This window comes from Huijunlia imazamoxiresistens, assembly GCF_037132455.1.
Classification (GTDB): domain Bacteria; phylum Bacteroidota; class Bacteroidia; order Chitinophagales; family Chitinophagaceae; genus Flavisolibacter; species Flavisolibacter imazamoxiresistens.
Genome location: NZ_JBBBEI010000004.1, coordinates 408,519 through 432,961, shown reverse-complemented (window position 1 = coordinate 432,961; position 24,443 = coordinate 408,519). Strand labels below are relative to the sequence as shown.

The following is a 24,443-nucleotide window of genomic DNA, read 5'->3' as shown; positions in this document are numbered from 1 at the left end:
GGCAGTTGCTAAATCCATTATTAATAATTGGAATTTGCGTGTAATTTTATCATTCGGAGAAGTGGGTTCCGGAATATTTCTTGGATTGTTCGTTCGATTATTAATACTCATAGCCTGTGTTGTCAACTAGCAAAAACAGTCTGAACGTAAACAACTTTGCTTATCTGCCGTCCTTTGCCGCCCACCTTCTCAGCGAGCGGCTGGAGGAATTTTCCCGTGCCCAACTGCAATGCCTGGTCGACCTGGACGCCCCGGTCTTGAAGCTGTTTACCCACCTGAGCCCGGAAGAGCTGGAAGCAAAATCCCTTCAGATCAACACCCGTTTCCTGAAATACCTGTCGGAAAACAAGGCCGGCGAACTCATTCATATCGTACGCGAGGAATATAAGTCTGCCGGGCAGCTGCTCCTGATGGTTTCCCAGGAAGATATTAAAGCCGAGGACGTCACCCTTTTTTCCCTGTCGCGTAAAAAAACCCTGCTGGACTTTTTGCCCGGCTTCACGGCCGACGTGCGGCAGGCGGTGGAAACGGCCAAAGAGATCGACCTGTACCTCGCCAGCCTCGAAACCGAATCCTTCAATGCCTCTCTCCGCCTGCTGAAAAGCCGGGTGCAAAAGGAAGAAAGCGCTACCCGCAAAATCGCCGACAACTCGCCGGTGATCATCTTTATTTATTCGCTGCAGGACGACCAGGTGCATTACCTCAATAATAAAGGAAAGGAATTCTTCGGCCCCCTGCCGGCCAAACCGGCCGCCGGCCCGCCCCTTCCCCTGGCCTTTCTGCATCCCGACGACCGCGAACAGGCCCGGGCCTCCCTGAACGATATGGCCACCGCCCGCGACGGGGAAACCCGCACCCTGGAAAACCGCCTGAAAAACAAGGAAGGCCGCTACCGCTGGACCCGCTCGTACTTCACGGTCTTCAACCGCGACGAAGAGGGCCACGCCCTGGATATCATCGCCTTCCTGCTGGATATCCAGGAAGAAAAAGCCGCCCGCCAGCAGCTGGAAGAAAGCCAGCGCCAACTGCTGGAAGCCCAGGAAATAGCCCAGACCGGCAGCTACCGCTGGCACTTCAACAACTCCCAGTCCTACCTCTCGCCCCAGAGCCAAAAGATCCTGGAAGCATCGGAAAACGAACACGACAGCTTCTGGGAAAGAGTGCACCCCGCCGATCGGGCCCGGCTGGAAGAAGCCGTAGCACGGGCAAAGGCGCAGTCCGGCCAGCTGGACGAGGAATACCGATACCTGGCTGCCTCCGGCGAAAAGGTCATTTCCTGCCGCGGGGTCATCTATTACGAAAACGGGCAGCCTGCCGGCATGAGCGGCACCGTCATGGACGTGACCGAGCGGCACCGCATCCTGCGCCAACTGACCGAAACCAACAAGCTGTACGAACAGGCACAGGCCATCAGCCACCTGGGCCATTATATTTACGACGTCGAGAAAAACGAAATTGCCTGTACAGCCGAGGTGGCCCGCATCTTCAACATGGAGCCCCAGGCGAAATACGATATGGACCTGTTCCGCAGGTACCGCCACCCCGATGACAACGAACTGATCCACCGCACCATGGCCCACGCCCTGGAAACGGGCGAAACCGTGGACATGCACTTCCGCATTCAACTGCCGGACGGCACCAACAAAACCCTGCATTCCCGGGGCGAGGCCGAACGCAACGACCAGGGAAAGGTGGTCCGCTACATCGGCACCCTGCAGGACGTGACCGAACGGCAGGCCCTGCTGCAGCAGCTCGAACAAAGCGAGATCCTCTACAAACAGGCCCAGGCCCTGGCCCATATCGGTAGCTGGCGCTACGAGATAAGGGAAAACAAAACCTACGGGTCGGAAGAAGCCTTCCAAATATTCGGGCTGCCGCCCACCGCCGGCGAAGCCCCGACCGAAACCTTTTTGCCGCTGATCCATCCCGAGGACCGGCCCCGGGTGCTGAAGGCCGTGAAAAAAGCCATCCACCGGCAAGCACCCCTGAACCTCTACCACCGCATCCGCCTGCCCCAGGGCCTCCAGAAAACCGTATTGCTGAAAGGCAACGGCGTCACCAATTCCCAGGGCACCCTCATCCGCATCGTGGGTACGGTGCAGGACGTGACCGAACAGCGCGAGCTGATGGACAAGTTGAAAAAGTCGGAAGAGCTGTATCAGCAGACCGAAGCGCTGGCCCACCTGGGCAGCTGGTCGCAAAACCTGCGTACCGGCAAGCTCCACTGGTCCGACGAGCTCTACCGCATCCTGGGCATCGGGGTGCAGCCCGAGCCCCTGCCCTTTGACCAGTTCATCGCCTTCGTGCACCCCGGCGACCGCCGGATGTACGAAGAGCATTTTGAAAACGCCATCCGCCACCAACAGCCCTTCCAGCTGGAATACCGCATCATCGCCCGCAACGGGGCGCTCAAAAACCTGGTGGTTCATACCGAGGTGCAGATCGATGCCGAGGGAAAAACCTGCGGCCTCTTCGGCTTCGTGCAAGACATCACCGAAAAGAAAGAAGCCGAAACGAGGCTGCAGGAAAGCCAGAAGCTGATCGAAAAGATCGCCAATACCGCCCCCTCCATGATCGCCCTGTACAACCCGCATACGGGCAAGCACCTCTTTGTCAACGAAGGCATCAAAAAGCTCCTGGGCTACGAACCCGCCGACGCCCTGCAGGAAGGAATCGGCTTTATTGACCGCCTCATCGACCCGGCCGATGTGCCCGACCGGAAGGCGTTTCTGGAAACCATCCAGGAACTGGCCGACAACAACGGCCAGGACACGCCCCCCGTGTACGAGCACACCTACCGCATCCGGCACAAAAACGGCCAGTGGCGCTGGTTTACCACTTATACCACCGTCTTCGACCGCACTGCCGAAGGAGCCGTGGAGCTGCTGCTCAACATTTCCCTGGACGTGACGGCCCAGAAGGAAGTGGAAGCCGAACTGGCCGAACAGCAGCACTTCATCCGGCACATTGCCGATGCCTCCCCCACCATCCTGTACCTGTACGATGTGGAAAAGTCCTCGATGGTGTATGTAAACCGCGAGATTTTCTTCGTGCTGGGCTACACGCCCGAAGATGTGTTGGAAATGGGCAGCCAGGTAACCGAACAGCTGTACCATCCCGACGACCTGAACCTGCTGCCGGAACGGAAACGCAGCCGAAAGCGGATCGTGGAAAACGACCTGATGCTGCAGTACGAATGCCGCCTGAAAACCAAAGAGGGCGACTGGCAATGGTTCCTGGTGCGGGAAGTGGTCTTCAAGACCCGCGAGAACGGCTCGGTGGCCCAGATCGTGGGCGCCGCCCTGGACATCACCAAGCGCAAGGACATGGAACGCACCCTGCTGCAGAACTCCTTTAAGCTGGAACAATCCAATGCCAGCCTCGAGGAGTTTGCCTACGTGGCCAGCCACGACCTGAAAGAACCCCTGCGCAAGATCTCCACCTTCGGCGACCGGCTGGTGGCCACGCAGATGGATAAGCTAAGTCCCGAAGGAAAGATTTATCTGAAAAAGATCGTCGATGCCTCGCAGCGCATGCAGACCATGATCAGCGACCTGCTGTCTATTTCGCTGATCTCGGGCGATAAATCGTATGAGCCTTACAGCCTGCAGCAGGTGCTGGAGGAAGTGCTGCAGACCCTCGAGTTCAAGATCGAACAGAAAAACGCCCTGATCGAATCGGACGGACTGCCGGTGGCCCAGATCATCCCGTCGCAGTTCCGCCAGCTGTTCCAGAATTTACTGAGCAACTCCCTGAAATTCGCCAAAGAAGACGAACAGCCCCGCATTACGATCCGCCACAGTTATGTCAACGGGGAGGAAGCCGGGGAACCCGGCGGTACGGGGAATTATTTAAGGATCGAAATTAAAGACAATGGCATTGGTTTTGAAAATGAGTTTGCCGGAAAAATATTTGCTATCTTTCAGCGCTTGCATGGTCGCTCGGAATACGAAGGATCGGGAATTGGCCTGGCCATTTGCAAAAAAATCGTGGAACACCACGGTGGCCTTATTTATGCCACCGGTGTACCCGGCGAAGGTGCCACTTTTACCATAATATTGCCAGAATAATGAAACACAAACACAATATATTGATCGTAGACGATGATGCGGACGACCGGGAGATCATTCGGGATGCCTTCCTGAGCAACAGCAACGGGCAGAACGAATACATCTTCATAGAGAATGGCGATAAGCTGATCGAATACCTGGACAACTGCCAGGAAAAAGAATACCCCGCCCTGATCCTGCTCGACCTGAACATGCCGGGCAAAGACGGAAGGGAAGCCCTCCGGGAGATCAAAAGCAGCGAACAGTTCCACCACATCCCTACGGTGATCTTCACCACCTCCTCCTCCGACAGGGACCGGGAAATGTCTTACGGCCTGGGCGCCAACTGCTTTGTCACCAAACCCGACACCTTCAACAAACTGGTGGACCTTACCAGCTCCATCGCCAAGCTGTGGCTGCCCCACAAGTAGGGAATTGGTTAATTTGTTCATAGGGAATTAGGAGGGACCGAACTTCCAACTCGTAAACTTGTAAACTTTAATCCTATGGAGTGGTATATCGGCTGCTCCGGCTTTTACTACAAAGAGTGGAAGGAACTCTTTTACCCGAAAGGATTGCCTGCGGCCCGCTGGTTTGAATACTACTGCAATCATTTCAATACGCTGGAGATCAACAATACCTTTTACCGTTTCCCCCAGCTGAAGACCCTTCAAGGCTGGTATGAGAAATCCCCCGCCCCTTTTATTTTTTCGGTTAAGGTGCCCCGCCTCATTACGCACCAGCATCAATTCGAAAATACGGAGGAAACGCTCCATGAATTTTACCTCCTGCTGCAGGACGGCCTGAAAGAAAAGCTCGGACCGGTACTGTTCCAGCTGCCGCCGCAGATGGCGTATGCGCCTGCCCTGCTCGACACCATCACCTCCCAGCTCCATGCCTCTTTTGCCAACGTCATCGAGTTCCGCCATATCAGCTGGTGGCGCCCCGAAGTACAGCAGGAACTGCAGCGCCGGGGCATTGCCTTCTGCGGTGTCTCCTTTCCCGGCCTGCCCGACGAGGTCATGGCCACCGCTCCCCTGCTCTACTACCGCTTCCACGGCGTTCCCCGCCTCTATCATTCTTCTTACGGCGATGCCTACCTGAAAACCAGGGTGGAACAGGCCGCCTCCCAAAGCGAAGCTACCCGCACCTTCCTCTACTTCAACAATACAGCCTCCGCCGCAGCCCTTTCAAATGCAAGGTTCGTGCAGGGGATAGTTTACTAGTTTACAAGTTTACGAGTTGCTGGCGCCCGTCAGGAACTCGTAAACCCGTAAACCCGTAAACTTGTAAACTACGCTTATCGACTAACTTCCTCTATAACGGTCCCGATGCACGCGTTGGGCATTTGAATGCGGAGCAGGGCGGCCAGGGTGGCGGCGATATCGGTCATATAGGTTTCGCGGTTGGTTTTGCCTTGGCGGATGTTCCAGCCATACCATACCAGGGGAATATGGGAATCGTAGGGGTTCCAGGCGCCGTGGCCGGTACCGGTAACGCCTACCTCAAACCACTGCGGCTTGTTGACGAACTGGATGTCTCCGCTCAGTTTCTGGTTGTAGCCGTTGGTCAGCATCAGCCTCACCTTTTCAGGCAGGCCCGCGGAGGGCAGGTCCTCCAGGTCCACGGCCTTGGAGACGGCAGGAATGCGCAGCAGGGCCTGTATTACCTGCCGTTTCACCTCGCGACGGTCGAGGCCGGATTGTTGCAGCACACTGTCGTTCAGGTATACCTGGCTGCCGCTTACCACTTCGATAAGATTTGCCTGGTTGTAGCGCTGGCGGAGGGCGTCGTTGAGCTGCTGCCGCACGTTGGCGGCGGAAGTGCCGCCGGCGGGGATCTTGTGCTCCTGGCTCCAGGCGGGCACGTGTGCCACGGCATGGTCGGCCGTCAGGAACAGCAGGTAGTCGCCCTTGCCCACTTTATCGTCCAAAAATTTCAGGAAGGCGCCCAGGTCTTTATCAAGCCGCAGGTAGGTGTCTTCCAGCTCAACGGAGTTGGGGCCGTACTGGTGGCCCAGCGCATCGGTAGAGGAAATGCTCACGGCCAGGAAGTCGGTAGCTTTTCCTTTGCCCAGCTGCTCGCCTTCAACAGCGGCCTTGGCCATTTCCAGGGTAACGGTATTGCCAAAAGGCGAGAACCAGAAGGCCTCGTATTTGTCGTGTGTCACCTGGCTGGTGAGGTGCGGAAAAGAACCTTTGCCATCCGGCACCTTGCCTTCGTACGGCCGGTCGTCGGGGGTGCTTTGGGTATAGGTATTAGCCGGGTACAGCAGGTTCCAGTTCTGGCTCAGGTAGGTATCGGGCAGCTTGCGGTCGTTGAACTGCCGCACCCAGGCAGGCAGGGTATCGAGGTAGTAGGTACTGGTGATAAAGTTGCCTTGGTCCTGGTCGAACCAGTAGGCCGCGTTGGCGGTATGGCCGCCCGGCAGGATGCAACCGCGGTCCTTCAGGGCCACGGCAATGGTTTTGTTGGTAAAGTTGGTGGCCATGCGCAGTTCATCGGTGATGGTGGTGGCCCAGAGCCTGCGCGGCGACATCCGTCCCGCCGAAGAGGTGGTGCCCACGCCCCGTACCGTAGTGTCGTCGGTGCAGTAGACCGACTTTTTGAGCTGCCGGTCGTACCAGTTGTTGGCCATGATGCCGTGCAGCGAAGGCACGCTGCCGGTATAAACGCTGGAATGCCCGACCGCCGTTACCGTTGGGGTGTAGGGGATAAAGGTGTTTTCGCAACTGAAGCCCCGGTTCAGCAGGCGCTTAAAGCCGTCTTTTCCATAACGGTCATAATAGCGGTACAGGAAGTCCCACCGCATCTGGTCTACAACGATGCCCACGACCAGTTTTGGCCGCGAAAGGCTCTGGGCATTGGCCCCAATAAAAGCGAAAAACAGCAGAGAAAAGAGGAGCTTTTTCATTAAGAAAATTTGAGAAGTAAAATTAACGCGAATCTTGAAAGGCCCGAATACATTGATTAACTTTAAAAGGATATCTCTTCACTTAAAACTAGGCACCATGAAAGCTATTTTCTACCTGTTTATTTTGCTCCTGTGCGCCTTCCAGGGCGCCCTCGCCCAGAAAAACCTCAAAGGCATGATCGAAACGGAACGCAACTTTGCTGCGGCCGCTGCCATCAACAGCGTCAAGCAGGCCTTCCTGCTGTACATGGACAAGGAAGCCATCGAATTTGAGCAGGGGCAGGTAGTGAAGAGCCATGCCCTCTGGACCTCCCGCACCGAGGACAAGGTGATCCTGAAATGGCAGCCCCAGTTTGCCGAAGTCGCTTCCTCGGGCACCTTCGGCTATACCACCGGCCCCTGGACCTTCCAGGCCAGCCGGGAGGACACCATCACCGGCCGCGGCCAGTACACCACCATCTGGCACTATGTCGACGGGCAGTGGAAGTTTTTACTGGATATCGGCAACGACTACCACAAAGTGAACCATACCCGCGACGTGGAGGAGATCAGCTTTAAAAAGAAAAAGAAGGGCAGCGACCAGGCCTCCCTGCTGCAGGTGGAAAATGAATTCATCAGCGCCAGTGCCCGCGATGCCAAAGCGGCCCACAGCCAGTTCCTCTCGGAAAACAGCATCATCAACCGCAACGGCCACCTGCCGGCCTTCAGCGACCGCGACCGCCAGCTGGTGATCGAAACCATTCCCACCGGCATCCAGTTCAAGGTATCGGACTCGGGCATCGCCCCCAGCGGCGACCTGGGCTACGTCTACGGCACCACCAACCTCAATGGCCGCCGCGACGTCTTCCTCCACATCTGGCGGTATGAAAAAGACGGGTGGAAGCTGGCCCTGGAGGTGTTGCACCATTAACTTCCAGTTTAGGAGTTTACCCGTTTACGAGTTTACGAGTTGGAGGGAAGTTCCTATTTTTGCCGCAATTTTAAAAAGCGGAAGAATTGAGCTAAAGGAATATCAGTATCTTTTTTTCTGCTATATTAAGCGCGTATATACAACTTCGTAAACAAATCATTATGGCAGATATTTTCGAGAGACTCGTCAAAAATTACGGCCCCATCGGCCAGCACCGCGAAAGAGCCCACGGTTACTTTGCCTTCCCCAAGCTGGAAGGTGAGATCGGCAGCAACATGAAATTCCGGGGCCGGGACGTGATCGTCTGGAGCCTGAACAACTACCTGGGCCTGGCCAATCACCCCGACATCCGCCAGGTGGACGGCGAAGCCGCCCAGCGCTTCGGACTGGCCTACCCCATGGGCGCCCGCATGATGAGCGGCAACAGTAATTACCACGAGCAACTGGAAGAAGAACTGGCCGCCTTCGTCGGCAAGGAAGACGCCGCCCTGCTGAACTACGGCTACCAGGGCATGGTCAGCATCATCGACGTATTGTGCAGCCGCCACGACGTGATCGTTTACGACGCCGAAAACCACGCCTGCATCATCGACGGCCTGCGCCTGCATGCCGGCCACCGCTACGTGTACAAGCACAACGACCTCGAAGACTGCGAAAAGCAGCTGCAGCGCGCCACCGCCCTGATCGAAAAACAAGGCGCCGGCGGTATCCTGGTGATCACCGAAGGGGTGTTCGGCATGGCCGGCGACCAGGGAAAACTGAAAGAAATAGCCGCTTTAAAGGATAAATACGACTTCCGCCTGCTGGTAGACGACGCCCACGGCTTCGGTACCCTCGGCCAAACCGGCGCCGGTGCCGGCGAAGCCCAGGGCGTACAGGACAAAGTGGACCTCTACTTCTCCACCTTCGCCAAATCCATGGCCTCCATCGGCGCCTTCATCGCCGGCGACCGCACCGTTATCGACTACATCCGCTACAACATCCGCAGCCAGATCTTCGCCAAGAGCCTGCCCATGCCCTACGTGCTCGGCAACCTGAAGCGCCTGGAAATGCTGCGCAACATGCCCGAACTGCGCCAGAAGCTGTGGGACAACGCCCTGAAGCTGCAACAAGGCCTCAAGGACCGCGGCTTCGATATCGGCAATACCGATACCATGGTGACCCCCGTGTACATGAAAGGCGGCGTGGAAGAAGCCACCGCCATGGTGATGGACCTGCGCGAAAACTACGGCGTGTTCTGCTCCATCGTGGTGTACCCGGTGATCCCGAAAGGCCACATCATCTACCGCCTCATCCCTACCGCCGCCCATACCGACGCCGACATCGAACAAACCCTGAAAGCGTTCAGCGAAACAAAGCAAAAACTGGATGCCGGCGCCTACAAAGTGGAAGCCATCCCCGATATGGCCGAAGCCCGGTAAGTTATACCCTCTTCATTTTTCAGAGCACTGCCCCCGGCAGTGCTTTTTGTTTGTGGAAACCTTTGGCATGTTTTTCTTACACTATAGACATTTTTCACTCATAAAACAGTGCACTATGTTTTATCATGTTAAAGATTTGCAGTTCAATGCAAAGGTCTCCCGGCCCGACCCGGCCTTTGCCACGTTGCTGCTGGAGCAGTTTGGAGGAGCCAACGGGGAACTGGCCGCCGCCCTGAGGTATTTTATGCAGGCTTTTGGCGCCAAAAATCCCTACCCGGACAAATACGACCTGCTGATGGATATCGCCACCGAGGAATTCAGCCACCTGGAGATCGTGGGCGCGACCATCCAGATGCTGCTGACGGGCGTTAACGGCGACCTGAAGAATGCGGCCGAAAATTCCGAGATCATGAAGCTGCTCGACGGCAAGGCGGCCAAGGAGCAGATTATTCACCAGGCCATGATGGCGCCCCAGCTGCTGGTATCGAGCGCCGGCACCCCTCCGCTGACCAACAGCCAGGGCGTTCCCTGGACCGCTGCCTACATCAACGGCGACGCCAACGGTGAGCTGACCGCGGACCTGCGCTCCGATATCGCCGCCGAATCGCGGGCCAAGATGGTGTACGAATACCTGCTGCAGTTTACCGACGACCCCTATGTGAAGGATACGCTGCGCTTCCTGATGACCCGTGAGGTGGCCCACTACCAGATGTTCCAGGCGGCGCTGGACACCATCCAGCCCAACTTCCCGCCGGGCATCCTGCAAAGCGATCCGCGGTACAGCAACCTGTACTTCAACATGAGCAGCGGCAACGACTTCCGCGGCCCCTGGAACCAGGGACAAAGCTCCCACCTGGGCGAAACCTGGCAGTTTATCGAAGACCCCATCAAACACGTGATCCAAACCAATGCCCTGCTCGACCAGGAAAGCGAAGGCACCGACCGCACCGAAAAGAAAGTGCAAAAGCTCAATAAGGAAATGAGCGAATTGCGGAGCAGTGAGGTCAATGCCGCCGCCCCTCCCGGACCGCAGCAATGGAACACCACCTTAACCGACAACGATACCAAGCCCCTTTAATTCTATGGAATCCTCTTTCACCGGAGCACAACCTACAAGCGCACAGGCTGCCGGCAGCGGGGCGGAAGCGGTGGAAATCGTGTATTACACCGACCCGCTTTGCTGCTGGAGCTGGGCGTTTGAGCCCCATTGGCAGCGCCTGCGGCACGACTATGGCGGCACCTTCCGCTACCGCTACTGCATGGGCGGCCTTATCCCCAGCTGGAACAATTACAGCGATTCCGTGACCTCCGTCAGCCGCCCGGCCCAGATGGGACCGGTGTGGATGGAGGCGGCGCATACAACCGGCGTCCCCATCAACACCCGCATCTGGATCGAAAACCCGCCGGCTTCTTCCTACCTGCCCTGCATTGCCTTCAAATGCGCCGAAGCCCAGGGCCCGGCCGCGGCAGAAAGCTACCTGTGGCGGATGCGGGAAGCCGTGATGGTGCAGGGCCGCAACATCGCCCTGCAAAGCGTGCTGGTGGAGCTGGCCGCGGAAATGGCCGCGCAGGAACGGGGAAGCCTGGACGCAGCGCGCTTCTCGGCCGACCTGGTGGGCGACAGCGCCCTGGAAGCCTTCCGCCGCGACCTCCAGGAAGTGCAGTACCGCGGCATCAACCGCTTCCCTACCCTGGTTTTCCGGCGGCACGACCGGCCGTCGCTGATCACCACCGGCTTCTGCCCCTACGACCACCTGCAGGAGCTCATGAAAAAGTTACTGGAGTAGAACAAAGTGCGTACTTTACTACTTTAGCAACTTTTACCAAAACCCTCTCCATGCGACTACTCTGGATATGCCTGCTTTTCCTGCCCCTGGCTACCCTGGCGCAAAAAAAGCAGATTACCCTGGAAGACATTTACAAAAAAGGAACGTTCCGCCCCGAGTTCTTCGGCGGATTCGACACCCAAAGCCCCGACAGCCTCTTCAACCCGGCCGACGTACGCAACGAAAAAGGCGAACAGCTGGCCACCGATGATTTCGAGCGCAGCCCCGACGGCAAGCGCCTGCTGTTCTTCGACGGCCGCGAACCCATCTACCGGCGCTCCAGCTGGTCCAACGCCTGGGTGTACGACGTGGCCACGAAAAAAACGGTCCGCCTCCGCGAGGGCAAGGTGCTTCACCCCACCTTCTCCCCCGACGGCAGCAAGGTGGCCTACGTATTTGAAAACAACCTGTATATCTATGATATAAGCGCGGGTAAAACCACCCCCGTCACCACCGACGGCAAATGGAACGTCGTCATCAACGGCAACTGCGACTGGGTGTACGAGGAAGAATTTGAATTTACCCGCGCCTTCGAATGGAGCCCCGCCGGTACCCACCTGGCCTACTACCGCTTTGACGAAAGCGCCGTGAAGGAATACAACCTGACGCTGTACAACAGCCGCTACAATACTGACTACCGCTACAAATACCCCAAGGCCGGCGAGGACAACTCGAAGGTGGACATCTATATTTATAACCTGGCCACCAGCGGCAAGGCAAAGGCCCAGTACGAAGGCGGCGACGTATATATTCCCCGCATCAAGTGGACCCGGGACGACAGCCAGCTGGTGGTGTTCTGGATGAACCGCCACCAGAACCACCTCAAACTGCTGCTAACCGATGCCGCCACCGGCAGCACCCGCCCCTTTTACGAGGAACGCAATAAATATTACGTGGAGATCAACGACAACTGGTGGTTCCTGAAAAGCGGCAAGGGCTTCCTGTTTACCAGCGAAATGGGCGGCAACACCCAGCTCTACCACTACAGCCTGGACGGCAAGAAGAAGCTGCTGCTCTCGAAGATGAAATACGATATCGCGGAGGTCAACGGCGTGGACGAGGCCAATGGCCTGGTATATTATACCCTAGCCTACCCCACCCCCATGGACCGCAATCTCTTTGTCAGCGACCTTTCGGGCAAAACCACCCGTCCGCTCACCACCGGCAGCGGCTGGCACCGCGTGGAGCTGAATGGAAGCTTTTCGCAGTTCTACGACTATTACTCCACTATCAATACGCCGCAGGTGGTGACGCTGTACACGGTGGCCAAAGGCCGCAACGGCCTCGCCGCTACCGGCGGCCGGGTGGTCAACGACAACAGCCGCCTGAAGGCCACCCTGGCCCGGTACGACCTGGGCACGGCCGAATTCCTGAAGGTGCCCACCTCCAGGGGCGACAGCCTCAACGCCTGGATGCTGAAGCCGCCCTCCTTCAACCCCGCCCAGAAGTACCCGGTGCTGTTCTGCAATTACGGCGGTCCCGGCTCGCAGCAGGTGGCCAACCGCTTCGGCGCGGCCTCCTACTGGCACCAGCTGATGGCCCAAAAGGGCTTTATCGTGGTGAGCGTGGACAATACCGGCACGGGCTTCCGCGGCGAGGAGTTCAAAAAGAAGACCTACCTGCAGCTGGGCAAGCTGGAAGTGGAAGACCAGATCGATGCGGCCGGCTACCTGGGCACCCTGCCCTACGTGGACAAGAACCGCATCGGCCACTGGGGCTGGAGCTTTGGCGGCTTCCTCAGCTCCCTGGCCATCAGCAAGGGCGCCGGGGTATTCAGGGCCGCCGTGGCCGTGGCGCCGGTGACCTCCTGGCGGTTTTACGACAACATCTACACCGAGCGCTTCATGCGCACGCCCCAGGAAAACCCCGACGGCTACGACAACAACTCGCCCATCAACCACGTGGACAAGATCCGGGGGCCATTCCTCATCATCCACGGTACCGGCGACGACAACGTGCATTTTCAGAACAGCGTGCTGATGGTGGAGGCCATGGTGCAGAAGGGCATTCCCTTTGAAAGCGCCTACTACCCCAACAAGACCCACAGCATCTCCGGCGGCAATACCTCCTATCATTTATGGAGCCGCATGACCGACTGGCTGCTCCGCAATTTGAAGGACAACCCGGAGCCGGTAGCGAAATAAATAAGCCGGGAAATGCAGCCCGATACAAAAAATCTCCTATCCGATACAATAATTTCAATTTTTCCCTTACCTTTGCCGTCCTTAAATAAAAATGTTATGAACTCCGCGGTAGCATATGTGCACGAGCAGCTAACAGCCAAAAAAGAACTTCCTAAGTTCAATCCTGGTGACAACATCACCGTAAACTATAAAATTATCGAAGGTAACAAAGAGCGGATCCAGTCGTTCAAAGGCGATGTCATCAAAATGCAAGGCCAGGGCGCTACTGCTTCTTTCACCGTTCGGAAAATCTCCGACGGCGTGGGCGTTGAACGTCTGTTCCCCTTCAACTCTCCCAACATCGAGTCTGTAGTATTACACAAAAAAGGCCGTGTTCGCCGCGCCAAGCTGTACTATCAGCGTGAGCGCAGCGGTAAGAGCGCTCGTATCAAAGAAAAAAGAATGGCTATTGTGGCAAATGCATAAGCCTCTCCATCTTATAGTAAAAGCGGAAGACTTCTTCCGCTTTTTTATTGCTAAAAAACGGGCAGCCGTCTTGCGCGCTGCCCGTTTTGGAATACTTTTGCACTTACAATCAATTTAATACCGTTTTATGGGTCCTTTAGGTTTTAATGAAATCATCGTTATCCTCATTATCGTGCTGTTGCTTTTTGGTGGCCGTAAAATTCCTGAACTGATGCGCGGCCTGGGTCGTGGCGTCCGCGAGTTCAACGATGCCAAAAACAGTGTGCGGAGAGAGATTGAAGAAGGCATGAATGAGCCGGCCAACCGCCCGGCCGGTCCGTCCTCTACTTCCAACTCTTCGACCACCCAGCAATCCTAAGGCAGCCGGCGGGAACGGTGGCCCGGTTTCCGGTCCTCCCCGTTCGCGCCCGCCCTTTCCCGCGTTCCCTGCCCTTCCCCACGGGAATTCCCCAGCCGGTGTCCCCGTTGCGCAGGGCTCTTAACCTTATTGTGTGCTTTAAGACCGAATTCCCTTGTTTTCCTTTTCTTCCATTGAACAATACCAGGCCCAGCTGAACGAGGGCCGCCTGAGCTGTGTACAGACCGTAGAACATTATTTAGCGGCCATCGAAGGCAGCCGGCACCTGAATGCCTACCTGGAGGTGTTTGGTGAAGAAGCCCTGCAGCGCGCTGCGGAGCTGGACGCCCAGCACGCTACCGGCCGGAAAGGAAAACTCCATGGGGTGGTCATCGGCATCAAGGACCTCATCTGCTACAAGGACCATAAGGTTTCGGCTTCCTCAAAAATACTGGAAAACTTTACCTCCCTGTTTTCGGCTACCGCCGTGGAGCGGCTGCTGGCAGAAGGCGCCATCATCATCGGCCGCCAGAACTGCGACGAGTTCGGCATGGGCTCGACCAACGAAAACTCGGCCTACGGCCCCACCCTCAACCCGGTGGATGAGTCGGTAGTGCCGGGCGGCTCCTCGGGTGGAAGCGCCGCGGCCGTTAAGGCCGGTCTCTGCATGGCCTCCCTGGGCACCGACACCGGCGGCTCGGTACGCCTGCCCTCCGACTTTTGCGGCACCGTGGGCTTCAAGCCCTCCTACGGCCGGGTATCCCGCTACGGCCTTATCGCCTATGCCTCCTCCTTCGACCAGATCGGCGTTATTGCCGAAAACGTGGCCGACGTGGCCGCCGTGCTGGAAGTGGTATCCGGGCCGGACAACTTCGACAGCACCGTAGCCCAGCAGCCCGTAGACGCCTACGCCGCCGCCCTGAAAGAAGAGACCCCAAAATACCGCATCGCCTATTTCCCCGAATGGTTCGAACACCCGTCGGTGGATCCCGAGATCGCGGCCCAGCTGAAAAGCCAACTGGAAGCCCTGGAAGCACAGGGACATACCGTGGCACCGGTGCATTTTTCGCTGACCGAATACATCGTTCCCACCTATTATATCCTGACCACCGCCGAGGCTTCTTCCAACCTCTCCCGCTTTGACGGGGTGCGTTATGGCTACAGTTCCAAGGCCCCCGTGGCAGATTTAAGAGAATTTTATAAAAAAAACCGGTCGGAAGGTTTTGGCAAGGAAGTAAAGCGCCGCATCATGCTGGGGACCTTTGTACTCAGCCACGGATATTATGATGCCTACTTTACCAAGGCCCAGCAGGTACGCCGCCTGCTGCAGGAGCAGACCGATCTGATTTTCAAGGATTTCGATATCCTCCTCGCCCCGAACTCCCCCCATACCGCCTTCAAAACAGGCGAAGCTGTAAAGGATCCCGTGGCCATGTACATGGGCGACATTTTTACCGTTTTCGCCAACCTTACGGGCGTACCCGCCGTCAGTTTACCCCTGTTTCGTCATAACAATGGCCTGCCCTACGGCCTGCAGGCTATGTCAAACCGTTTTAATGACGTATCTTTGCTGAGCTTTTCGCATCAATTGATGCTAGTATAAGCAACAATAAAGTTGAGTACCGGTTCCACCGTGCGATTTGGTTAATCTTCTAAAAAAAGAGAGCATGAAAAAACTTTTATTGTTGACCATTAGCATGGTTAGCTTCTTTCTCAAGGATTACGCAGCAGACACGGGGCCTGGTCGAACGGGTTACAGCCTGACTATCTCTGATACGCTTATCAAAGGTGCTGTTCCTGCCGACCCCAAAGATGGTTTTAAGAACCTCTTCGTCAAATCTGCCTCCTCCCCCGGCTTCGCTATAGCCAAGTTAAATCCCCTCGCCATCAGTTTCGTACAGGATTATATGGAGCGTTTCGGCTCCAACCTCAATAAGATGAAAAATTGGGGCAAACCTTACTTCGACCTCATGAACGATGTGCTGGCCCAACACGGCATTCCCATCGAAATGAAGTACCTGTCCGTCATTGAATCCGCCCTGAAAAATTACGCCGTTTCCTGGGCAGGCGCCGTTGGTCCCTGGCAGTTTATGCCGGCCACCGCCCGTAACCTGGGCCTCCGCGTATCCGGCACCACCGATGAGCGCACCGATTTTTACAAAAGCACCCACGCCGCCGCCCGCTATCTGACACAGCTCTTCGGCATGTACGGCGACTGGCTGCTCGTAATTGCCGCCTATAACTGCGGCCCCGGTGTGGTCAACTCCGCCATCAAAAAGAGCGGCAGCCGCAACTTCTGGACGCTGGAACGCTACCTGCCCGCCGAATCGCGGATGCACGTGAAAAAGTTCATTGCCACCCACTATATCATGGAAGGCAACGGCGGCATCACCACCGTGACCAAGAAGGACGCCGAAGACCTGATGCTGAACACCCCGGCTTCCGCCGACGCCGTGTCGGCCATTGCCGCCGCACAGGCCAAGGGCACCCACCCGGAGATCATGAACGTGAGCGGTAAATACAACTCCGCCATCATTGCGCAAACCGTTCAAATGACCCCGGCAGAGTTCAACCGCCTCAACCCGAACTTCGACAAGCAGCTGGCCGCCAACGGAAGCGTCGACCTCCGCCTGCCGGCCGATAAAATGCTGCTGTTCCAGGCCAACAAACCCCAGATCCTCGAGAAATCGATCATGCTGATGCTGGCCTCGGATGGAAGATAGAATAAAGGGCAAAAGATCTGACGTTTGGAATACTCAACAATATTGACCGGAAATCGCATCATCGTATTGTACTAGATTCATGGAACCACAAACGGCAGATCCCCCGCCACCGCATAAAAAAAGTGCTGACTAACCGGTCAGCACTTTTTTTATGGCCATAGCCTTGAGCTGGCATTCCTCCCACTCCTTCTCCGCCTGGCTGTACCAGGTAATGCCCGAGCCCACCTGGTACGACAAATAGCCGGTACCGGCATGATAGAGGACACTGCGGATGACCACGTTGAAATCAAAATCGCCCTGTGCGTCGATATAGCCTACCGACCCGGAGAACAGTCCCCGGGCGCCGGCCTCGTAGCGGTCGATCAGCTCCATCACCCGTTTCTTCGGGGCGCCGGTCATGGAGCCCATGGGAAAGGTCGCCTCCACAATGCTGGAAAAAGTAACGCCTTCCTTCAATTCACCGGTGACGGTGGACACCATCTGGTGCACCTGCGGAAAGGAATAAATGCCGAACAGCTCCTCCACCTGCACCGATGCCCCGGCACAGATGCGGGAAAGGTCGTTGCGCACCAGGTCCACCACCATCACGTTCTCGGCCCGCTCCTTGGCATCGTGGAACAGGGCATGCTGCACCTGTGCGTCCACGTGAGGGTCATCGGGATGGCGGCGGGCCGTGCCCTTCATGGGCTGCGACAGCAGCCGGTTGCCTTCCTTCAGTAAAAACCGCTCGGGACTGGCGCAGACCAGGTAGCGGTCGTGCAGGCGGTACAGGGCCGAAAACGGCACGGGGGAAACGGCCACCAGCTTTTGAAATAAAGAAACGGGGTCCAGGGAAACGCTTTCGGCAAAGAACTCCTGGCAAAAGTTGATCTCGTAGCAGTCGCCGCGCAAAATGTGCTGCTGCAGCTGCCGCACCCGTTCGAGGTAGGCGTCGCGGCTGAAGCGCTGCTGCAGTTCCAGGGAAGGCAGGGGCGTTTCGTCCGCTTCGCCGGCGGCAAGGAGCTCCGCATACACCTGCTGCGGGTGGGCGGCCCGGATGGTCAGCTCGTTGTCCCGGAGGGTTATGAGGATTTCGGGCTGGAAAAAAAAGAAATGGGGAAAACCTACCGGGTCCGCTTTTTCGGGCGCGGGGAACCAGCGGTTCTTCAGGTTGTAAGATAGGTGGCCGAGGGTCCAATCGGGGCTGGCGGCCAGCAGGCGGTCCAGGGCGTCCAGGCCGTGGGTATCGTCTACGAAGCGCCAGGCGCCGGCGCCCAGCACGCATTCGTACCGGTGCGGCTGGAGGGAGTAGTGGTGGTTGTCCAGATAACAAAAAATGTTGAACCGTTTTACCCAGTTCAACATTTTCTGTTTTATGACATCCGAACCATCCAGCCGGTAGGTACCGCTTTGAAAATGGTTATTCTGTTCCAATGAATTAATAGTCGTCTTCGTCGTCGTCAAAGCCGCCCTTGTCGTTAAAGAGGTCTTTGAATTCGTCGTCCAGTTTAAAATCGTCGTCTTCGTCGCCGCCTTTTTTGCTGCCGCCGCCGCCGCCGCTTTTCTTGGTCTTGGACTTGGGCAGGTCGAACTCTTCGAAATCCGGATCCCAGGAAGTATCGTCTTCGTCGCTTTTATTCCAATCGTCGTCGTCTTCGTCGATATCCAGGTCCTCCTCCTCGTCGTCCTCGTCCTCGTCCTTGCTCTTTTTCGAGGCTGCCTTGCCGGCGCTCTTTTTCGGGGTTTCTTCCTCCTCTTCTTCCAGCTCCTCTTCTTTTTTCTTTTTCGGTGCTCTGCCTTTCGCCTGGGCAATTAACGTTTCAAAAAGAAACGTTTCTTTTGATGCTTTTTCAACTGTAGTTACTGACATGGTCAAGAAGAATTAACTGTGTAAAATTTGGAGGAACTTTTCATTCCTCCAAATTTTCAAAAAAGATTTTTTACGGTTTTGAAATAGGCTTATCCGTTAATTTTTATGATCTGGTCGCGGCCCGGTCCGTTGGAAATATAGCGGATGGGAGCGCCCACTTCTTTGTTGATAAAGGCAATATAATCTTTCATTTCCTGGGGCAGGCTGGCCTCGTCGGTCAGCGCGGTGATGTCCTGGTTCCAGCCGGCACACTGCTGGTACTGGGGCTCGATCTTGTTCCAGGTCATCTGGAAGGGCACCTGGTCGGATTCCTTACCGTCTACCTTGTACGAAGTACAAACCGACAGGTCCTTGAAGGAGTCCAGTACATCGGTCTTGGTCAGCACGATCTGGGTAACGCCGTTGATCATGCAGGCATATTTCAGGGCGACGGCGTCCATCCAGCCGCAGCGGCGGGGACGGCCGGTAGTGGCGCCGAACTCGTTGCCGATCTTGCGCAGCTCTTCGCCGGTTTCGTCTTCCAGCTCGGTGGGGAACGGACCGCTGCCCACGCGGGTGCAATAAGCTTTCGATACGCCGATCACATCCTTGATGTGCTGGGGAGCAATGCCCAGGCCGCTGCAAACGCCGGCGCTGATGGTATTGCTGGAGGTCACGAACGGGAAGGTACCGAAGTCGATGTCGAGCATGCTGCCCTGGGCGCCTTCCGCCAGCACTTTCTTGCCTTCGCGGATCTTCTGGTTGATGAAGTATTCGCCGTTGACAATGTTCAGGCTCTTCAGGAACTCGATGGCCTCGAAGAATTCTTCTTCCCAGCCCGAGATGTCCTCGGTGAAGTTATAGTTATCCAGCAGCCGCTGGTGTTTCAGGCGGAGCTTGATATAAGAGGTGGTAAAGCTTTTGTGCAGCAGGTCGCCCACGCGGATGGCGTTGCGGCCGGTTTTGTCCATATAGGCGGGGCCGATCCCTTTGAGGGTAGAGCCGATCTTTTCGTTGCCTTTGGCGATCTCGGCGGCCTTGTCCAGGGCACGGTGGGTGGGCAGGATGATATTGGTCCGCTCCGAAATGAAGAGGTTTTCCTTCAGGTCCACGCCGAAGTCGGCTACCGACTTTGCCTCGCGGCGCAGGGTCACCGGGTCCAGCACCACACCGTTACCGATCAGATTTGTGGTTCCCTTGTGAAAAACACCGGAGGGAATTTGATGTAACACAACTTTCTGATTATTTACATATAACGTATGGCCCGCGTTGGGACCGCCCTGAAACCGTGCAATGACATCGTAATTAGCGGCAAAGTAGTCTACGATCTTGCCTTTACCCTCATCACCCCATTGCAGGCCAAGTATTACATCAACCATAATATTTTGATTTGTTTTTAACCGGGGCAAAAGTAATTGGAAATTGCCAATTTGGTTAATTGGTTCATTAGTTAATTGGTTAATTGGGATCAGGCCGAACAGAAAAACCGGTAAGAACCGGTTTTTATCAGAAAAAAATTGCAGGGCTGTTGCCGCCGCCAGGTCCCAATGAACCAATGAACCAATGAACCAATTCCTACGAAGCTACTTCGGCATCAAACCGGGTCACCGAATGTATGCCTCTCAGCCCCCGCAGGCGGGTCACCAGCTCGTCCAGCTCTTCCTTGTCGTGGACGAACAGCTTGATGGCGCCCTGGAACAGCCCCTCCGTGGATTCGATGGTGAGGGCCGAAATATTCAGCTTCAGGTCGCCGCTGATGATGTTGGTGATCTTATTAATAATTCCCACGTCGTCCATGCCCACGATCTTCAGGCCGGTGAGGAAGGAAATTTCCTTGTTCTTGGCCCACTTGGTCTTGACGATGCGGTGGCCGTAGTTCGACAGCAGCTTGGTGGCGTTGGGACAGTTGGTGCGGTGGATGGTCAGGCCCTTGCCGGTGGTGACAAAGCCGAAGACGTCGTCGCCGGGGATGGGCTTGCAGCAGTTGGCCAGGTTGTACATGATCTTGTCGGAGCTTTCCCCGAAAATGATCAGTTCCGTATCTTTTTTGGGCACCACGTGGTGCGGGCCTTCGTGCTTGACTTCCGCCGGGGCCGGCTTCACCGGTTTGGGCGCCTCCAGGCGGTCGCCGTACACCTTGAACTCCTTTAGTTCCTTCAGGTCGATGTTCTTAATGGAGATCTGGTAATAAAGGTCGAGGGAGGAATTGACCTTGTAAAAGGCCACCAGCTCGTCGATGTTGTGCTGGTTGAAGGCCACGCCCAGCCCGTCCAGCTTGCGCTGCAGGGTGTAGCGGCCTTCCTCGGCTATGGATTTCTTTTCTTCCTTCAGGGCGTCCTTGATCTTGGTGCGGGCCTTGGCGGTGACCACGAAGTTCAGCCAGTCCTCGGTGGGCTTTTGCTTGTTGGAGGTAATGATCTCGATCTGGTCGCCGCTGCGCAGCTTATGGCTGATGGGCACCAGCTTGTGGTTCACCTTGGCGCCGATGCACTTGGAGCCCACCTCGCTGTGCACCGAAAAGGCGAAGTCGAGGGCCGAAGCGCCGATAGGCAGCATTTTGACGTCGCCCTTGGGGGTGTACACGTAAATTTCCTCGGCCAGGAAGCTGCGCTTGAAGTCCTGCAGGAAGTCGATGGAGTCCACGTCCTGGTTGGTGATGACCTCGCGGATCTGGCTGAACCATTTGTCGAAGCGGCTTTCGTTGTCGGTGCCCTCTTTGTACTTCCAGTGGGCCGCCAGGCCCTTTTCGGCAATTTCGTTCATGCGCTTGGAGCGGATCTGCACCTCCACCCACTTGCCCTGGGGGCCCATGACGGTGGTGTGCAGGGCTTCGTAGCCGTTGCTTTTGGGGTTGCTGAGCCAGTCGCGCAGGCGCTCCGGGGAGGGCGAGTATTCGTCGGTAATGAGGGAATACACCTTCCAGCAGTCCTCTTTTTCCTTGTCCAGGGCGGAGGTGAGGATGATGCGGATGGCGAAGAGGTCGTAGACTTCCTCGAAGGCCACGCCCTTCTTTTTCATTTTGTTCCAGATGGAGTGGATGCTCTTGGGGCGGCCATAGATCTCGAAGTTAAGGCCGGTTTCGTCCAGCTTATCGCGGAGGGGCTTGATGAATTCGTTGATAAAGCGGGTGCGTTCGCGCTTGGTTTCGGCCAGTTTGCGGGCGATCTCCTTGTAGGTATCGGTCTCCAGGTACTTCATGGCCAGGTCTTCCATCTCCGTCTTGATATTGTACAGGCCCATGCGGTGGGCCAGGGGGGCGTACACGTACACGGTTTCGGAGGAGATCTTCAGCTGCTTGTCGTGCTTCATGCTGTCCATGGTCCGCATGTTGTGCAGGCGGTCGGCCAGCTTGATGAGGATCACCCTGGGGTCGTCGGTGAGGGTCAGCAGGATCTTTTTGAAATTTTCGGCCTGCTGGGAGGCGTTCACGTCGATGACGTTGGAAATCTTGGTCAGCCCGTCCACGATCTTGGCGATCTCGCTGCCGAACTCGCGCTGGAGGTCGTCCAGGCTGATGTCGGTGTCTTCCACCGTATCGTGCAGCAGGGCGCAGATGGTGGAGCGGATCCCCAGTCCGATCTCTTCCACGCAGATGCGGGCCACCGCCAGGGGGTGCAGGATATAGGGCTCGCCGCTTTTGCGGCGCATGCTTTTGTGGGCGTCGGCCGCCATTTCAAAGGCATGCCGGATCAGCCGGCGGTCGCCGGGTTTGAGGCGGACCTTCAGCGATCGGAGCAAGGCCCGGTACTCCCGCAGGATGAGTTTTTTCTCCTGCTCGTCGTTCAAATTATACTTCGGTTTCTGCGCTACAGTCTCCATACGTCACGAATTTAAGCTATTCAAAAAAGAAATTTTTAACAAGATTAGTTATTAACAATGTTTCTAAAAAACTCCTACATTTGCACCCCTTTGAGGTTCAAAGCGTCAGGAGGGGGACGCCTTTTGAGCGGGCCGTCAAAGCGGATGTGGCGAAATTGGTAGACGCATTAGACTTAGGATCTAACGCCGCGAGGCATGGGGGTTCGAGTCCCTCCATCCGCACAGATATTTTTTTTATTACGACAAGGAACAAGGAATTAGGAAGAAAGCGTACTTCATGTCCCTTGTTCCTTTTTTCTTATAACTCTGATAACGAACGAAAAATGGCTACAGTTACCCAACAAGAGGTGGCACCTTTACACAAGCACCTGAGCATCACGATCAGTAAGGAGGATTACCTGCCTTCATTTGAAAAGTCGCTGAAAGACTACAGCAAGAAAGCCAATATCCCCGGCTTCCGGAAAGGCATGGTACCCACCGGCCTGATCCGTAAAATGCACGGCAACTCCCTGTTCGTCGACGAAGTGCTGCGCACCGTGGACAAAGAGGTATTTAAATATATCGAATCCGAGAAACTGGACATCTTCGCCCAGCCCCTGCCGGTTGAATTCAACCTGGCCCAACTGGACGCCAGCAAGCCGGACAACTATACCTTCACCTTCGAAGTGGGCGTGAAACCCGACTTCCAGCTGCCCGACCTGGGCGCCATCGAGGTGAAGCGCTATAAGATCGACATCACCGACGACATGCTGAACGAAGAAGTGGAGCGCCTGCGCACCCGCTACGGCAACATGAGCGAGCCCGAAGAAGTAACCGGCGACGACAACGTGGTGAACGTAACCTTCATCGAAACCGATGCCGAAGGGGCCGAGGTCGAAGGCGGCATTACCAAGGAAAACTCCCTGCTGGTAAAATACTTCAAGGAAAGCTTCCGCCCCGCCCTGATCGGCAAGAAAAAGGACGACACCCTGCAACTGCAGCTGGAAGAGGCTTTTGAAGAAAAAGAACGCCAGTGGGTGGTGAACGACCTGGGCCTGGACAGCGCCTCCGGCAAGCACTTCAAGGTGCTGATCACCAAGGTAGGCCTGATCGAACCCAAGGAGCTGAACGAAGAATTCTTCACCCAGCTGTTCCCCGGCCAGGAAGTGAAGACCGAAGAGGAGTTCCGCCAGAAAATCAAAGAAGAACTGGAAAAGCAGTGGGATGCCGAAGGCCGCAACCAGCTGCACCACAACCTGTACCACGTGCTGCTGGACAACACACACGTGGAGTTCCCCGTGGAGTTCCTGAAGCGCTGGCTGAAAACCCAGGGCCAGGAAGGACAGCAGAAGTCCGACGAGGAAGTGGAAAAAGAACTGCCCGCTTTCCTGAACCAGCTGAAATGGTCGGTGATCACCGAAAAACTGATCGGCGACAACAACATCCTGGTACAACAGCAGGACGTGCGTGACTTTGCCAAGCAGCAGCTCCTGGGCTACATGGGCGGCACCCTGGACGAAGAGCAGGAGTGGGTGAAAGATTACATCGACCGTATGATGAAGGACCGCAAATACGTGGAGGATGCCTTCAACCGCCTGCAGTCGCAAAAGCTGTTCGAGTTTGCCGAATCGAAAGTGAACGCCACCGAAACGCCGATCAGCCGCGAAGAGTTCATCCACATGAACGAGCAGCACCAACATCATCATCACTAGCAGATACGACGTATCGGGTACGAAATACGAAGTACGCGATACGAAGTAGGGAAATAAAACAGGAATGGAGAACAGAGCAATCTGTTCTCCATTTTTTTTGACATGTATTACTGACACGAACGATCGGGCGGGAAAACTACTGTCATGCGCTTTTTATTGAAAATAATAATGGCTCATTTTCAATTCCCAACCGCTGCCAGCCTGCATTTTCCTTACTTCGTACTTCGTACCTCGTACCTCTGATTTTCCCCTTCTGCCCTTTTGTCTGTTTTTTTGCGTAGCATGGTATTTGGTAATTGAGAAAGACTTATTTTAG

At 56.1% G+C, this 24,443-nt stretch carries 18 protein-coding genes and 1 tRNA gene; 14 read left to right on the top strand and 5 right to left on the bottom strand.

Annotation, left to right across the window (positions count from 1 at the left end; translation table 11 throughout):
- The first annotated feature begins 116 nt into the window (after positions 1–116).
- The 3 genes from V9K67_RS07455 (at position 117) to V9K67_RS07445 (ending at position 5,275) form a co-directional block, all read left to right on the top strand.
- Entirely contained in the window at positions 117–4,070 is a 3,954-nt protein-coding gene (locus tag V9K67_RS07455) for a PAS domain-containing protein (protein WP_336721180.1), read from the top strand.
- Entirely contained in the window at positions 4,070–4,480 is a 411-nt protein-coding gene (locus V9K67_RS07450; protein WP_336721179.1) for a response regulator, read from the top strand. The genes V9K67_RS07455 and V9K67_RS07450 overlap by 1 nt, the downstream gene beginning before the upstream one ends.
- A gap of 75 nt (positions 4,481–4,555) precedes the next feature.
- Positions 4,556–5,275, top strand: a complete 720-nt coding sequence (locus V9K67_RS07445) for a DUF72 domain-containing protein (RefSeq protein ID WP_336721178.1) — start codon at positions 4,556–4,558, stop codon at positions 5,273–5,275.
- Positions 5,276–5,349: 74 nt separating this feature from the next.
- Here V9K67_RS07445 and pafA read toward each other — a convergent pair whose 3' ends face one another.
- Positions 5,350–6,963 (bottom strand): alkaline phosphatase PafA, encoded by a 1,614-nt coding sequence (gene pafA, locus V9K67_RS07440; RefSeq protein ID WP_336721177.1) that lies wholly within the window; start codon positions 6,961–6,963, stop codon positions 5,350–5,352.
- Between the two features lie 97 nt (positions 6,964–7,060).
- On the opposite strand from pafA, the gene V9K67_RS07435 reads away from it, so the two are divergent.
- The 9 genes from V9K67_RS07435 to V9K67_RS07395 all read left to right on the top strand — a co-directional run bounded on the left by V9K67_RS07435 (position 7,061) and on the right by V9K67_RS07395 (position 16,789).
- Positions 7,061–7,873, top strand: coding sequence for a DUF4440 domain-containing protein (locus V9K67_RS07435; RefSeq protein ID WP_336721176.1), 813 nt, complete (start codon positions 7,061–7,063; stop codon positions 7,871–7,873).
- Between the two features lie 161 nt (positions 7,874–8,034).
- Complete coding sequence (locus V9K67_RS07430; protein WP_336721175.1) at positions 8,035–9,294, top strand: aminotransferase class I/II-fold pyridoxal phosphate-dependent enzyme; 1,260 nt, start codon at positions 8,035–8,037, stop codon at positions 9,292–9,294.
- A gap of 115 nt (positions 9,295–9,409) precedes the next feature.
- The gene (locus V9K67_RS07425; protein WP_336721174.1) at positions 9,410–10,372 is read left to right on the top strand and encodes a manganese catalase family protein; all 963 of its coding nucleotides are present in this window, start codon (positions 9,410–9,412) and stop codon (positions 10,370–10,372) included.
- A gap of 4 nt (positions 10,373–10,376) precedes the next feature.
- Positions 10,377–11,081 (top strand): DsbA family protein, encoded by a 705-nt coding sequence (locus tag V9K67_RS07420; RefSeq protein WP_336721173.1) that lies wholly within the window; start codon positions 10,377–10,379, stop codon positions 11,079–11,081.
- Positions 11,082–11,131: 50 nt separating this feature from the next.
- On the top strand, positions 11,132–13,264 hold the full coding sequence (locus V9K67_RS07415; RefSeq protein ID WP_336721172.1) for a S9 family peptidase: 2,133 nt from the start codon (positions 11,132–11,134) through the stop codon (positions 13,262–13,264).
- Between the two features lie 96 nt (positions 13,265–13,360).
- Complete coding sequence (rplS, locus tag V9K67_RS07410; protein ID WP_336721171.1) at positions 13,361–13,729, top strand: 50S ribosomal protein L19; 369 nt, start codon at positions 13,361–13,363, stop codon at positions 13,727–13,729.
- A 127-nt stretch (positions 13,730–13,856) separates the two neighbouring features.
- Complete coding sequence (locus V9K67_RS07405; RefSeq protein ID WP_336721170.1) at positions 13,857–14,087, top strand: Sec-independent protein translocase subunit TatA/TatB; 231 nt, start codon at positions 13,857–13,859, stop codon at positions 14,085–14,087.
- Between the two features lie 154 nt (positions 14,088–14,241).
- Complete coding sequence (gene gatA, locus V9K67_RS07400) at positions 14,242–15,669, top strand: Asp-tRNA(Asn)/Glu-tRNA(Gln) amidotransferase subunit GatA (protein ID WP_336721169.1); 1,428 nt, start codon at positions 14,242–14,244, stop codon at positions 15,667–15,669.
- A gap of 64 nt (positions 15,670–15,733) precedes the next feature.
- A complete protein-coding gene (locus tag V9K67_RS07395; RefSeq protein ID WP_336721168.1) occupies positions 15,734–16,789 on the top strand; it encodes a lytic transglycosylase domain-containing protein in 1,056 nt (351 codons plus the stop codon).
- Positions 16,790–16,918: 129 nt separating this feature from the next.
- On the opposite strand, the gene V9K67_RS07390 is transcribed toward V9K67_RS07395, so the two are convergent.
- The 4 genes from V9K67_RS07390 to V9K67_RS07375 form a co-directional block, all read right to left on the bottom strand.
- Positions 16,919–18,133 (bottom strand): anthranilate synthase component I family protein, encoded by a 1,215-nt coding sequence (locus V9K67_RS07390; RefSeq protein WP_336721167.1) that lies wholly within the window; start codon positions 18,131–18,133, stop codon positions 16,919–16,921.
- Positions 18,134–18,206: 73 nt separating this feature from the next.
- The gene (locus tag V9K67_RS07385; RefSeq protein ID WP_336721166.1) at positions 18,207–18,638 is read right to left on the bottom strand and encodes a hypothetical protein; all 432 of its coding nucleotides are present in this window, start codon (positions 18,636–18,638) and stop codon (positions 18,207–18,209) included.
- Positions 18,639–18,727: 89 nt separating this feature from the next.
- Positions 18,728–19,996, bottom strand: coding sequence for an adenylosuccinate synthase (locus V9K67_RS07380; RefSeq protein ID WP_336721164.1), 1,269 nt, complete (start codon positions 19,994–19,996; stop codon positions 18,728–18,730).
- 196 nt (positions 19,997–20,192) lie between these two features.
- Positions 20,193–22,436: a RelA/SpoT family protein gene (locus V9K67_RS07375; protein WP_336721163.1), complete on the bottom strand. Its 2,244-nt coding sequence runs from the start codon at positions 22,434–22,436 to the stop codon at positions 20,193–20,195.
- 140 nt (positions 22,437–22,576) lie between these two features.
- Between V9K67_RS07375 and V9K67_RS07370 the strand changes: the two genes are divergently transcribed.
- Positions 22,577–22,658, top strand: a tRNA-Leu gene (locus V9K67_RS07370).
- 101 nt (positions 22,659–22,759) lie between these two features.
- Positions 22,760–24,127, top strand: coding sequence for a trigger factor (tig, locus tag V9K67_RS07365; protein WP_336721162.1), 1,368 nt, complete (start codon positions 22,760–22,762; stop codon positions 24,125–24,127).
- The last annotated feature ends 316 nt before the right edge of the window (positions 24,128–24,443 follow it).

Coding starts and splice junctions, on each gene's coding strand:
- V9K67_RS07450 (WP_336721179.1), top strand. CDS start 4,070: ATGAAACACAAACACAATATATTGATCGTAGACGATGATGCGGACGAC.
- V9K67_RS07445 (WP_336721178.1), top strand. CDS start 4,556: ATGGAGTGGTATATCGGCTGCTCCGGCTTTTACTACAAAGAGTGGAAG.
- pafA (WP_336721177.1), bottom strand. CDS start 6,963: ATGAAAAAGCTCCTCTTTTCTCTGCTGTTTTTCGCTTTTATTGGGGCC.
- V9K67_RS07435 (WP_336721176.1), top strand. CDS start 7,061: ATGAAAGCTATTTTCTACCTGTTTATTTTGCTCCTGTGCGCCTTCCAG.
- V9K67_RS07430 (WP_336721175.1), top strand. CDS start 8,035: ATGGCAGATATTTTCGAGAGACTCGTCAAAAATTACGGCCCCATCGGC.
- V9K67_RS07425 (WP_336721174.1), top strand. CDS start 9,410: ATGTTTTATCATGTTAAAGATTTGCAGTTCAATGCAAAGGTCTCCCGG.
- V9K67_RS07420 (WP_336721173.1), top strand. CDS start 10,377: ATGGAATCCTCTTTCACCGGAGCACAACCTACAAGCGCACAGGCTGCC.
- V9K67_RS07415 (WP_336721172.1), top strand. CDS start 11,132: ATGCGACTACTCTGGATATGCCTGCTTTTCCTGCCCCTGGCTACCCTG.
- rplS (WP_336721171.1), top strand. CDS start 13,361: ATGAACTCCGCGGTAGCATATGTGCACGAGCAGCTAACAGCCAAAAAA.
- V9K67_RS07405 (WP_336721170.1), top strand. CDS start 13,857: ATGGGTCCTTTAGGTTTTAATGAAATCATCGTTATCCTCATTATCGTG.
- V9K67_RS07395 (WP_336721168.1), top strand. CDS start 15,734: ATGAAAAAACTTTTATTGTTGACCATTAGCATGGTTAGCTTCTTTCTC.
- V9K67_RS07390 (WP_336721167.1), bottom strand. CDS start 18,133: ATGTTGAACTGGGTAAAACGGTTCAACATTTTTTGTTATCTGGACAAC.
- V9K67_RS07385 (WP_336721166.1), bottom strand. CDS start 18,638: ATGTCAGTAACTACAGTTGAAAAAGCATCAAAAGAAACGTTTCTTTTT.
- V9K67_RS07380 (WP_336721164.1), bottom strand. CDS start 19,996: ATGGTTGATGTAATACTTGGCCTGCAATGGGGTGATGAGGGTAAAGGC.
- V9K67_RS07375 (WP_336721163.1), bottom strand. CDS start 22,436: ATGGAGACTGTAGCGCAGAAACCGAAGTATAATTTGAACGACGAGCAG.
- tig (WP_336721162.1), top strand. CDS start 22,760: ATGGCTACAGTTACCCAACAAGAGGTGGCACCTTTACACAAGCACCTG.